At 37.0% G+C, this 12,229-nt stretch carries 13 protein-coding genes; 2 read left to right on the top strand and 11 right to left on the bottom strand.

Going from position 1 to position 12,229, the window contains the following annotated elements; all coding sequences use genetic code 11:
* Window positions 1-69: 69 nt before the first annotated feature.
* The 3 genes from M1E09_RS10245 to M1E09_RS10235 all read right to left on the bottom strand — a co-directional run bounded on the left by M1E09_RS10245 (window position 70) and on the right by M1E09_RS10235 (window position 2,957).
* Window positions 70-621 (bottom strand): GNAT family N-acetyltransferase, encoded by a 552-nt coding sequence (locus tag M1E09_RS10245; protein WP_456274728.1) that lies wholly within the window; start codon window positions 619-621, stop codon window positions 70-72.
* 163 nt (window positions 622-784) lie between these two features.
* On the bottom strand, window positions 785-1,534 hold the full coding sequence (locus tag M1E09_RS10240; RefSeq protein ID WP_456274727.1) for a GNAT family N-acetyltransferase: 750 nt from the start codon (window positions 1,532-1,534) through the stop codon (window positions 785-787).
* Between the two features lie 340 nt (window positions 1,535-1,874).
* A complete protein-coding gene (locus M1E09_RS10235) occupies window positions 1,875-2,957 on the bottom strand; it encodes a citrate synthase/methylcitrate synthase (RefSeq protein ID WP_456274726.1) in 1,083 nt (360 codons plus the stop codon).
* Between the two features lie 115 nt (window positions 2,958-3,072).
* On the opposite strand from M1E09_RS10235, the gene M1E09_RS10230 reads away from it, so the two are divergent.
* Window positions 3,073-3,951, top strand: a complete 879-nt coding sequence (locus M1E09_RS10230; protein ID WP_456274725.1) for a LysR family transcriptional regulator — start codon at window positions 3,073-3,075, stop codon at window positions 3,949-3,951.
* A 508-nt stretch (window positions 3,952-4,459) separates the two neighbouring features.
* On the opposite strand, the gene M1E09_RS10225 is transcribed toward M1E09_RS10230, so the two are convergent.
* From M1E09_RS10225 to M1E09_RS10210, 4 genes are all read right to left on the bottom strand, one after another.
* Window positions 4,460-4,669, bottom strand: coding sequence for a hypothetical protein (locus tag M1E09_RS10225; protein WP_456274724.1), 210 nt, complete (start codon window positions 4,667-4,669; stop codon window positions 4,460-4,462).
* Between the two features lie 159 nt (window positions 4,670-4,828).
* Window positions 4,829-5,017 carry a hypothetical protein gene (locus tag M1E09_RS10220; protein ID WP_456274723.1) on the bottom strand — a complete coding sequence of 63 codons (189 nt, stop codon included), beginning with the start codon at window positions 5,015-5,017 and terminating at the stop codon, window positions 4,829-4,831.
* A gap of 173 nt (window positions 5,018-5,190) precedes the next feature.
* On the bottom strand, window positions 5,191-5,841 hold the full coding sequence (locus M1E09_RS10215; RefSeq protein WP_456274722.1) for a lysozyme inhibitor LprI family protein: 651 nt from the start codon (window positions 5,839-5,841) through the stop codon (window positions 5,191-5,193).
* Window positions 5,842-5,915: 74 nt separating this feature from the next.
* The gene (locus M1E09_RS10210; RefSeq protein ID WP_456274721.1) at window positions 5,916-6,719 is read right to left on the bottom strand and encodes an aminoglycoside adenylyltransferase domain-containing protein; all 804 of its coding nucleotides are present in this window, start codon (window positions 6,717-6,719) and stop codon (window positions 5,916-5,918) included.
* Between the two features lie 256 nt (window positions 6,720-6,975).
* Between M1E09_RS10210 and M1E09_RS10205 the strand changes: the two genes are divergently transcribed.
* A complete protein-coding gene (locus tag M1E09_RS10205; protein WP_456274720.1) occupies window positions 6,976-8,670 on the top strand; it encodes a DUF2207 domain-containing protein in 1,695 nt (564 codons plus the stop codon).
* Window positions 8,671-8,938: 268 nt separating this feature from the next.
* Here M1E09_RS10205 and M1E09_RS10200 read toward each other — a convergent pair whose 3' ends face one another.
* The 4 genes from M1E09_RS10200 to M1E09_RS10185 all read right to left on the bottom strand — a co-directional run bounded on the left by M1E09_RS10200 (window position 8,939) and on the right by M1E09_RS10185 (window position 12,072).
* Window positions 8,939-9,223, bottom strand: a complete 285-nt coding sequence (locus M1E09_RS10200; protein WP_456274719.1) for a hypothetical protein — start codon at window positions 9,221-9,223, stop codon at window positions 8,939-8,941.
* Between the two features lie 560 nt (window positions 9,224-9,783).
* Window positions 9,784-10,263 carry a hypothetical protein gene (locus tag M1E09_RS10195; protein WP_456274718.1) on the bottom strand — a complete coding sequence of 160 codons (480 nt, stop codon included), beginning with the start codon at window positions 10,261-10,263 and terminating at the stop codon, window positions 9,784-9,786.
* Window positions 10,264-10,479: 216 nt separating this feature from the next.
* Entirely contained in the window at window positions 10,480-10,872 is a 393-nt protein-coding gene (locus M1E09_RS10190; protein ID WP_456274717.1) for a hypothetical protein, read from the bottom strand.
* 666 nt (window positions 10,873-11,538) lie between these two features.
* Window positions 11,539-12,072: a hypothetical protein gene (locus tag M1E09_RS10185; protein ID WP_456274716.1), complete on the bottom strand. Its 534-nt coding sequence runs from the start codon at window positions 12,070-12,072 to the stop codon at window positions 11,539-11,541.
* Window positions 12,073-12,229 lie beyond the last annotated feature (157 nt).

The following is a 12,229-nucleotide window of genomic DNA, read 5'->3' as shown; positions in this document are numbered from 1 at the left end:
TTGAAGAAAAGCAATAGTTGGATAATTAGCTGATCTCCAGTTATTGTCACCTTTAATGGAATAAATCTCTTATTTTGGCCACTCGCTTTCTAAAATGCTATAAATAAATGAGTCACGCCAGCCATCTTTCATTAGCAAATTTTCACGGAGTCTTCCTTCCTGAGTTAAACCTGCTTTTTCTAGGACTTTTAATGAACCTAAATTTTCCGGATTGCAATAAGCAAAGATTCGGTGTAGGTTTAAATCCTCAAACCCAAAACGAATTAGAATCTTTGCAACATCTGTTGCCAAGCCTTTCCCCCAATAATTTGGGTTTATTATGTATGCAATATCGCCAGATTTATTGAAGAAATCCCTTACATTAATTTCTCCAGCACCTATCATTTCATCTGTTTCTTTAAGAATAATTGCATAAACATAACGAGTTCTAGGACTCTTTGATTTATCTATCAGTATTTGATTTACAAACTCTTTGGAGTCTTCTGTGGAATTTGGCTCCCAAACTTGAAATTTGCTAACTATATTTTGAGATGCGTATTTATAAACTCCCACCCAATCACTTTCAATAAATTCTCTTAAATATATTCTCTCGTTATTTAAAGAAGTTTTACATAATTCCACTTATTTTCCTCCCTGCCGTAACCATAAAGTAAGATTCTTAGGTTACTCCTTTAACTTAATACCAATTATTTCAAAACAAAGCAGCATACTCAAGAAGAACTTTAAACAAAAAAGAAGCTCATCCTGTTCCGGATAAGCCCCCTTTAACGGAAGATTGTTTTCATTAGGTTAGCTGATGTTCTAACCACACGTTTGGTTCAATATACGTTCCTACATCTGCTTCCTTATCGACCTTTAATGGCACTAAGCCCTCTTTGATAATATAAGCACCCGACGAAGGAAGCTCCATATCAATCCAATTCTCCCAAGTTTCAACCGAAGCTGGTATTACCATAGACTCTGCTGCCACTTTTATTATCGATGCACCCGTTCTACAATGAGTCCTAATCCAAGGGTCAAATGGAGTTCCATCTTCTCTTTTCCACATAATGTACTCCTCCATCGGAATGAGTGGGTACTTTGATTTTAAAGAAGGGCGGACAGGTGCTACCATCTTATCAAGTTTGTTTTTTGTAACTAAACCCTTCATTTCCCTGACCATAATATCACTGAGTCCTTGTCCTCTATACTCTGGATGAATGACTATGGCTAATGCTGAAACCGAATTGGATGGTACGTTATTTTCAAAATCCCCTATTCCCTTTTCTAGTACTCCATCCCAACCTGTGGGTAAAGATTTTTCGTTACCATCCCACTTAAAAGGTATTGAGTTGCCACAGGCAACAGGTTTTAAGTCTTCATTCAAAAGGAGAAATTGAAACTCAGGGAAATAAGTGAGTAACTTCCCCCAGTTTTTAACTCCAATGGGGTCTTCTCTCATAAATTTAACCCAGCCGATGCTATGCAATCTACTAAATTCATCTTTTAAATCTAGACGCTCTTTTAATGTGACTACTTTATATTTATTTCTCATCTAAAAAACCTCGCTATATTTCTTTAATAATTTTTTCGTAATCCTACCGTAACTTAATTTCGGCTTAACTTACATAAGTGTTCCATTAACCTTTAACAGAATAATGGTTGTCTAACTGTTTCCCTACATTGCAATCTTAGCATATTCGGTTAACCTTTACTTGAATATGCCAGAGGTCACTACCCATAGCAATCAACCTCTATGATGGAATAAGAACAATATATTAATAAAACCGTATGAAACCAAGTATAAAAATTGATTCCATGCGGCTTATTAATGGCTTGAAAATATTGTCCAATTTTTGATCCTAATACTGTTGGATTATTGTATTACACTAGCTTTACAATTCTCCAATATATTCCGATTTGGGACGATATATTACATTATTTTCTGCTTGTTCTAATATATGAGTTGTCCAACCGACTACCCGACTTGCAGTAAAAGTAGGAGTAAATAGATCTGCTTTTAGATTTATCGACTTCATTATTGCCGCTGCGTAAAATTCTACATTAGTGTATAGTAATCTGCCTGGTTTAATTTCTTCAAGTATTTTTATTGCTGTCCTTTCAACATGAATGGCAAGATCAAGTGAGTCATCTGCCCCCCTAGATTCTAAAAGCTTTTCTCTGAGAGCAATTGCTCTCGGATCGTGAGTTTTATAAACCCGGTGCCCAAATCCCATTAATTTCTCACCATTGTTCAACTTTTCTCTTATAACCTTCTCAGCTCTATCAACAGTTCCAATTAAATTAAGTAAATCAATAACCCCTGAAGGAGCACCTCCATGTAAAGGACCCTTCATCGTTCCTATTGCTGAAGTAATCGCTGAAACCATATCTGATTCAGTTGAAGCTGTCACCCTGGCTGAAAAAGCTGAAGCATTCATTCCGTGCTCTAAAGTTAATATCATGTAAGTCTCTAACGCTTTGACCACTGCGTTTGAAGGAATGTCGCCAGTTAACATATATAAATAGTTTGCTACGTGGTCAAGCTCTTTATTGGGTTCAATAAAGGGCTTTTGTTCTACTATGCTATTTCTGAAGGCAATGATTGTGGGTATGATTGCAGTCAGTCTTATTGCTTGCTTAATTGTAGGTTCCCAAGAGTATTCTTTAGAACCCTCAGCTGAAATTGCAGTCCTTAATACACTCATCATATCCATATCGACTGGAAGGCGACTAATAATGTCTTTCGTTGCCTTTGAAATGTATCGATTACTGGACAGTTGGATTTTTAATTCACTTGCTTCTTCTCCTGAAGGTAAGTATCCATACCACAGTAAAAATGCCGCTTCTTCAAAGGTTAAGCTTTTAGTTAAGTCACGAATTTCATGTCCTCTGTAAATCAATACCCCTTTCTCTCCATCAATATGACTAATCTTCGTTCGGGCAGCAACGATTCCTTTTAATCCCTCTTCAAACATTTCCTCAACCCCTTTTTAAGTAATTACAATTATTGTACAATAAGATAATTATTAGGAAAATTAAATATTTTTAAATAAATCAATTAAAAACATTAATAAGAAGGTGTGTTTTATTATGGAATTGAGCTTACTAAGAACCTTTATAACAGCAGCCAATTGCAATAATTTTAGAAAAACAGCCGATATGCTCTTTATTTCCCAACCTACTGTTACTGTACATATCAAACAATTAGAAAGAGAGCTGGGTGTTTCACTATTTGAAAGAAGAGGAAAAAAAATCAAGCTAACAGAATCAGGGAGATTTTACTTAACCCATGCCCGGCAGTTACTGAATCTATATGAAGATGGGATAATAAAATTACAATCATTTAGTCAGGGGTATACTTCTAAATTAACTATTGCTATATCTCCTTTGATAGCAGATAATGTGCTTCCCTTTGTATTAAAGCAATATTTAAAGATTCACCCTGAGGTAGAGATATCGGTGAAAATTATAGAATCTGAGGAGATCGAAAAGGAAGTCCTTGATGAACAGGTGGATATAGGCTTATCTTGTCTGCCAACATATCACCCTGGACTAGAGAGTAAACTGCTTTATACTGATAAGGTGATACTTGTAGCTCCACATGATGGAAGAGACTTCGAATCAGCACCTCCTTTAGAAGAGGAAGAACTATTAACCTCTAATTACCTTTTAACACATAACCACCCGGAATACTGGAATGAATTATGTAATACTATAAAGCTGTATTATCCTTCTACAAAAATGATGCAGGTCTCACAAATCCACATTACTAAGCGGTTTATCATAGAAGGGCTGGGTGTTTCCTACCTTCCATCATCAACAGTAAGAAGGGAATTGCTGGAGGGGAGACTTTTAGAAGTTAGGAATCATGCTTTTGAATTACCACAGGCGAAGATTTATGCAAACATTAAGTACTTACATAAAGAACAAAAAGAGTTTTTAAGATTTTTATCAGGCTTTAGATTATAACTTAGATTATTATAATTTCCTCCAACCCAGAGGGCTGATAATTTCTTGTTATCCTGCTCTTATTTCAGATAATTTATCTTTATCTGATTCAGGAGGGGCATAAACAGACTTAAGTAATGGTGATCTTCTATTAAATGGCCCTTTACATGAATAAGATTTCTCCTTTAATATGCAGAAAAATAAAGCCATACACTAAAACCAGCACATCCTTTAAGCGGTCACATTCTGTGGTGTAAGTAACAAGATCATCTTGTTTGTTTAGCATTCGACACAACAAAAAAAAAGCTGAAGTTCAGCTCTAGTGTCTTCAGCTTCCGTTTATAAAATAACCAATTTCAAGGCACATAAGATTTGAGGAATGATTTTCAGCACCTAAATTAAAATGAGCGTAAAATAAGTTCAATCACTTGATTGATCACCGTGACATTTCCACCCGTCCCTTTGACCGATACATATTTCCACAAAACATATATGAGAAGTATCTAGCCAGACCGGTACCGGCATTCTATCAATCACTTTCCGCCTTTCCACGGAGACTGCTTAACGTAAATGTTTCCCCGTTTAAATTTGTGAGGGTAAAGTCAGGAACTGTATCTCCAACTTGTACTCTTTTATTCTCTTCTTTATAAAATATGTTTGCATAAAGTGTATAGGTCACCGCACTCAAAAGAATCAAGAGTATGATCGTCCTCATTACTAACCGTTTTTTCTTCTTCATATTTAACATCCTTCAATTGATATTTTTATTATGGTAATTGCCTTGCAACAATCAATGGGAGGATGTTCAGCAATCGCAGCTCTTTAGTGTTAAGCAGCAGCTCTCCATTTCTCATTGGCGTTTTATGCCCCCTAAGTCTGAGGATGAACACATTTATTTTCATTTTGACCTGAAGATCCATTCGCTGGTGATGACAGCCAAAGCAATGGCCACTATTATTAAAATGAATTCATATACAGTGTATTCCAGGTTAAACGACGTAACTAGGTAAGGTAATAGGTTCAAATATAATACGATTAGTAAAATCGTAACTGCATACCTTAAAACTTTCTTCGTGAACTTTTTCAATCTGGCTATTCCCCAATCTTCCAAAATACCTTTGGAAACTTTTTTATTATCTGAAATTTACAGTTATGCTTTTCATCTCCCGTTCAGTCAAAAACAGATAAGAGTCATTATTAAGCATATCGAGTACTATCGGTATTTTCTTAAAATCACTGTTCGAATTCAGCATGTATTTTTTAATCTGTCATATATGTATTCACTAAATCGTAACTTTTGTCCTTTGTCGATTGGTATAAAGATATATAATAGGCTACGTTTTCAAACGTTCCCCCTTCATACTTCAGTCTTTCTTCATTAGCCTTCGCTTCTTTCTGTTCTATCCATTTAATTTGTGCAGTTTTTAATTCCTTCGCTGCCTCGGGAGATAACTCCTTTTGCAGTAAAGCATAAATATCATTTAATGCTTTGTCATACCTTTCGTATGAAATTCCATAGTAGTTTTTCATAGCGTTTGTAACACCTTTATCTGAATCCTTCTTTACTGGCATGGCATCAAGTTCTTTTTGGATGTGGTCCAATTTCTCAATAAACTCGGTTCTTCTTCCTTCTATTTTTGATGCTTTGTCTTCCTGGCTATCTTCATTCATTTTAGTTGTCGTCTCATCTTGCTCCTGATTGCCTTCCTTTGTGTTGCTATTTTCATTCATTGGTTCATCCGAGTTTTGATCAGTCGCTTGTGTTTGAGCTACTGTACTTTCAGAGGTATTGGCAGGTACAGACTGATTGTTGCTTGAGGATGAATGATCAGCTGTATTGCTGCAAGCAGACAGCCCGGCCAACAGCATAACTGAAAGGGCTGCCGTTGTTAAACCTTTACTTCTCTTCATGTTTAAAACTCCAATCTTTTTTATGTCCCTTCTATTTTTGACTAACACACATTTAAATGAAACCCATCCTATCACTATTTTTGTTGAATGCGATTACAATGTTGAATCAAAAACTTGGAAAATTTCACTGTTTCGTTGATCCGGTTTTCAGCAGAATTGAAAACTCTATCATTTATTTTTCTTCGAATATGCAATGCTTCATGAATGATGTCATGCCATTCTCCCGGAAGATTTATCAAACCATATTCCCCCGCTCCAATCTTTGAAGTTATACTGTATTCCTTTAAAGTGTAGTATTGGCGCAGCAAACCTAGAACAGTCCATTCAACTTCCTCATCGATATCATTGTCTGACCATTTTTTTATTGGTTCTATTGACTTCTCAAGTTTCAAGACCCTGCCTGCCCAGTATGAATTCATATTTTCTGCTACATAAGAAGTTAGTAATCGGGTGCCGCTATTAAAAGGTCTTTCTGTTATATCAGGACCAAGGAAACTAATTCCTTTCCTTTTTAAAAGCCACCAGGTAATTGGGTTAAAATGTGTAGTAGATTCAATCTTGCCCCCATTGTAGTAAGGGTAGAATTCATTATCTTCACAGCGGTCTTTCCCTAAATCTTCCCATACAATAAACGAACCGTCCAGCTCTGGTTTGACGAATTTTCTGGCGATTATTTCATGAATATCTGTAAGTATATGTATCTCTTTTTCTGTTAAGCGATTTTTTGTGATAACAACAAAATCTATATCGCTGGAACCCGGAATATAGGCATCGAGCACTATCGAACCGTGTAAATACAATCCTTCCATTTGGTTCGGTAATCTTTCTGTCCAGAGGCGTATATACTCATTTAAAACCTCATTAATTGAACTGTACAATTCTATGATAATCAACTCCTGAGCTAAGTTAAGTAATTAAAGTTATAAGAAAATCCAATAAGGCCCCCTGTTACTCACCGTATAAGAAATTCCCTTTCATTCACTCCCTGCGTTAAATATTAAGAAAACGATAACTTAAATGTAAATTTAATACAATTAATATGGATCACTCCCCATCGAACTAACAGTTGGCTGGTGTGAAAAATGAAACCTTTACTTACTATTTCCGTATATAGATAAAAGAGGAGTTGAGATTATGAAAAAATGGACGATACTGCTGGCATTTATTATTTCTTTATTATTCATTCCTGTTCAAGCATTGGCAGTTGATTTTACCATTGATACTACCCGGATCGATGCTTTCTTACAGGAAAATGGGGATGTCCTTGTGAAAGAGCAGCATACCTACCAGTTCGACGGGGATTTCAATGGCATCACCCGCACGCTGATTCCTAAAGAGGATAGCCTTATACAAAACGTTGAGGCATTTGAAAATAACGCGCCTTTAAAAGTGGAACAAGAGAAAAATCTATATAAGGTCTATCGAGGAGGCTCTGATGAAACCATCACCATCGACCTTTCTTATACGATTGATAACGGGATGGAAGTATACTCTGATTTAGGACAGTTTTACTGGCCATTCTTTGACAGCAGCAATGAATCGGCCTATGAGAATATGGACGTTTATGTTCATCCCCCTCAGCCAACCGATGAAGTGCTGGCCATCGGATATGATGAAGCTGAAGGCAGCTCCAGTATAGCGGGTGATGGCACTGCCCACTTTGCAATGGGAGAAGTCGACAGTGGCGAAAATGGAGATATACGGGTCGCTTATGATGCTTCCCTGTTTCCAAGTGCAATACCTATTGATGGAGAAACGATCCGCAGTGAGATACTTGATGAAATTGCAGCCTATGATGCAAGAGTGGAGGCATTCAACAATAGGCAGGAGTTTTTCAGCCGTATCGCCCCTTATGTGGTAGGTGCATTCGCAATTTATTTTACGCTGATCATCATCACAGCCTGGAGAAAAAAGCAAACGGTATTGCAGGAGGCAGAGCGTAACACGATACATCACTCCCTTTTGCCAAAGAACGAGATGAGCCTGCCGGCAACGATTCTTCATATGAATCATATGGTTCCTAACGGTAACCTTCTCTCCGCGGCCTTAATGGACCTGGTCAGAAAAGGCTTCGTTGAGCGGGAAAGTGAAAGTGAGTTCAGGGCAGTCAATCGTACTGGCGATCATCCTCATGAAAAACTATTGATTCAATGGCTATTTTATAAAATAGGAACAGATGGACGTTTCTCGGTTGACACACTTGATGAGTATGTAGAGGAGGAAAAGAATCAACAGACCTATCATTATGACTTCACGCGATGGGCTGAAGCCGTAAAAGCAGAAGTAAAACAGCACTCATTAGTGGATAAGAAGGCAGGATTGCGCTGGACAGTCTCAATCAGCGGGATGCTGCTTCTCGCGTTCACCATCTTGTTTGGTCTACATGATTTATTGATGTGGATGTTCTTTTCATTGCTCCTCAGCAGTTTCTTACTCATATTTGCCATTGCATACAAGCCGAGGACTGTAAAAGGCGCCAGGATCAGGCACCAATGGAGTCAGTTCAGTTCCAATTATCACTCCATTGATTCTAAAAGATGGAGTGAATGGATGAGCGATGAACAAATGCAGGCATTCATCTACTCCATCGGCATGAACAATCAAGCCATGTTGAAGAAGAATGAAAAACTCGCGAACAGAAACTCAAATACATTCGGTGAACCTGACAATACATCCACTGATATGGTTATGTTTATAATCATTGCAACCACTGTGACGAACAGGTTCAACCACGCTGAACAAACCGTATCTGCAGCGACCGGTGCTGGTTCTGCGGCTGGCGGAGGTGCCGGCGTTGGAGGCGGCGGAGGCGGATCTGGCGCATTTTAACAGACAAAGGGGCAGTAAGTAAATCTGCCCCTTTTCTACTTCACCTATCTCTTCTTCGCAGTAAAACCGTATCATAACTCAAAATCCCCTTCCCCCAAAATAAACAGTACCTCTCTCCAATGAAAAAAACCTTTCAACACATATTATCGTTTCCGTTAACCATTAGCCGCAGATGCTTCGGATTGATGACGTAAGCGAAGGGAGGAGGTGCTTGTTCTGCAAACGCCTCCGTTACCTGACGAATGTACCTTAAACTATTTTCATTTTCCTAACAATTCGATTCCATAGCTTCAAGCAAATTACCGTTTTCGTCATCTACTTGAACAGTACCAAATTCACAATCCTTGTCTATCTCCCATTCAACGATATACTTTCCCCAGCCCTTACTGACAGATTTAATTTTAATTTTATTTTTGTCTTTGTTGAAGTTTTCAATGAGATCCTGCACAACAATTGACTCTGCTTCTGCATGAGTAATTTTAGATTGAGAATTCCCACAAGCAGCTAATACTATAAGTAGTATAACAATTAACATAGAGGCTATTTTATTCATATTTTTTCTCCCTCTTATTTTCAAGCTTAAAATAGAGTGATAGGTACACTATGTTCTTATTAAACTAAACTTCTCCATTAATTGAAGATTCTGTCCTTTTTATTTTATCATACAAATCATCCTTAGTTTTTTTATATTTGTCTCTTAAAATGTATAGGAAGCCACCCCAAAATTCAGTTATTTGCCACCTGGCTCTTTATACGATGGCTCAGGTGGTCTTTATCTCTCTTTTATTTACCAGCTAATTCTTTTCTCGCATACATAGATGGTGTTTATCACTCAGTTATTTGCCACCTGGCTTCTTATACGATGGCTCAGGTGGTCTTTATCTCTCTTTTATTTACCAGCTGTTTCTTTTCTTGAACGCATAGATGGCGTTTATCACTCAGTTATTTGCCAGCTGGCTCTCTATACGATGACTCAGGTGGTCTTTATCTTTCTTTTATTTACCAGCTAATTCTTTTCTCGCATACATAGATGGTTTGATCATTAATGTCCCCTATAATTGAAGACTGTTAATAGGCATATTAAGCCAGGGATGCTACCTGATAAATCGGTTTTCACTTGAACGATTCCGCCATTTTGATTAACTGCCCTTTACTAACTTCAATTGGGCTGAATTTATACCTAAAGGTAATTTCATAATTGAGTTCTTCGTCTTTCCATAAGATGACTCTACTACCAGAATGTTCTGGGATATACTTACCTTTTAAATCACTTCCTATTTTAATATCCTCTTTCTTTATTTCTTCTGGGTACTCAATCTCATCTTTCGTTATCTTTATTATTAGGAACTCTTTATCCGCATTGAATAGGGTAAATTCAACTTCCTGATTATTAGAACCAAAATCGTAAAGATGCATTTCCTCAAAAGGTACTTTAGTGGGAAATCCTGCGTTAAATGGTGTACTTCCCATTTTTTCAGCTACTTCTGAATAGTTATAATCGTACATCTTTCCTCTTGAAACCGACCAGCCAACCAATATTAAAGATATTGCCCCCAATAATAGTGTAAATATAATTATTTTCTTTTTTTTCACTTTTCCCTCACCCTTCAACTTTTGTAAACCATATAAAATTTGTTCAATTGCCCGAGTAAAAATAAAATTAATTACTTCTGTGGTTTCATGAACTAATGCTCACTCTGAAGGTTTGACGATGGGCATATGGATAAGGTTTCGAAATGCAGCTTATTCTGTTAAACTCCCATAATTGAAGAAGGCAATAGCTTGAGATCATCGACTGTTTTTCTAAAATCACTTCAAAAGTTCGTTAACCTGATTGATTGAGTTCTCGGATAGAGTATAAATTGAATGTGTATCTTCGCTATTCATGATTGTTCCGGAATTCTCGCTCATCCACAGGAAATACGTATCATTCCCAAGAGAAATTTTGTATTCCGGGTCGGCCATATCGACAATACCTGATTGCTTTTCTGCATTATGAATGGCATCATTGATCATCTCAATTGTTTCAGTATCCTTAATGATTCGCTTTTCTAATTGATTGTCCATAAAATATATCGTTACTTTTTCTAAGCTGCTGCTGTTGGGATTCTCGGTATCAGCAGGTATTTCATTACCTTGCTGACAACTAAATAAAGCCGTTGATACAAACAATAAGGATAAAACCAAATGAAGCTTTTTCATGGAATGAAGCCTCCCATTTCCCTCTTTGTAACTTAGACGTGTAAATTTCATCTTAGTTTCATTCGGCACACTTTTTTGCACGGATTTAAAGAAGACCACAACCGATTTGTGGTCTTCTTTAATGTATTATTTTATCAATTTGAGACTCATAGATTTCCGCAGGACCGTCTTCATATAGTTCCCATTTCCCTCTTAACAGAAGGCTCTCCATCCAGAGCAGAAATTTGATTGTGCAATCTTTTCCTACTTTCACAAACGGGACATTTCACCTCACTCTGTGTCCCACTGCTGAAACTGAAACAACCTCTATTTCTCGGAGAATAGAGGTTGTTTTTATTTTGGCTGATTTCAAAGAGATTAGTTTTTGTACATTTAAGGAAATATGTTTTTTGCAAGAGAAGTCAGTGACCTTATGTGTAGGTTTTTTAGGTTAACTGTTGGAAGGAGAAAGTATCGATTGTGAAGGAGTGAAGGCACATCTCAATCAAGGACCAGTTATCGGTGTTTATCAAAGAAAAAGACAAAATTCTGCGAAACTTTATATGTGAAAAGGAAATGAGTAAGTAAGCGTGTTATGAGTGAGTGTGTAATACGGGGAAAATGCACATATGGATTAGCAGGGAAATATCTGAAGCCATTTTCTCAAAATACAGAAGAATGAGCTCCTTACTGTCTGCTTAATCGCTCAATTTCTGATTCAACTCTGAAAACTCTTTTATTTAATACTTCAGTTTTATCATCTACATGTTCAGTGATTTTATCTGCATAATTACCAAGGCTGTCACTTAAAATTTGCTGTAACTTTTGTTGTCCATCTTCAAGTCTTGCTTGTCCAGCTTTTAATTCGTCTACATCTGTTTTCAAACCACTGATGTCTGTTTTCAATTCGCCGACATCTGTTTTCAAACCACTGATGTCTGTTTTCAATTCGCCTACATCCGTTTTCAAACCACTGACATCTGTTTTCAATTCGCCGACATCTGTTTTTAAACCACTAACATCTGTTTTCAATTCGCCGACATCTGTTTTCAAACCACTGATGTCTGTTTTCAATTCGCCTACATCCGTTTTCAAACCACTGACATCTGTTTTCAATTCGCCGACATCTGTTTTTAAACCACTAACATCTGTTTTCAATTCGCCGACATCTGTTTTTATGTCTTTCAGTTGGCCTAAAATTTGATTTAGAATATCTTCCACCACAGCTCCCTCCTTCCCATATAAAGTATATTTATTATAACACCTGCAACCTGTTCTGCCATAGCAAAATTGTAAAAATACAGAGACCCTTATTTCTGATCGGGCTTCAAATTATCAGTTTAGTATACAGTTTAATACCATGGAAAAAGCAGAGTTG

It is taken from the genome of Bacillus sp. AK031, assembly GCF_053903065.1.
Note: the sequence above shows the minus strand (reverse complement) of the source record. Positions and strands in the feature narration are given on the sequence as shown.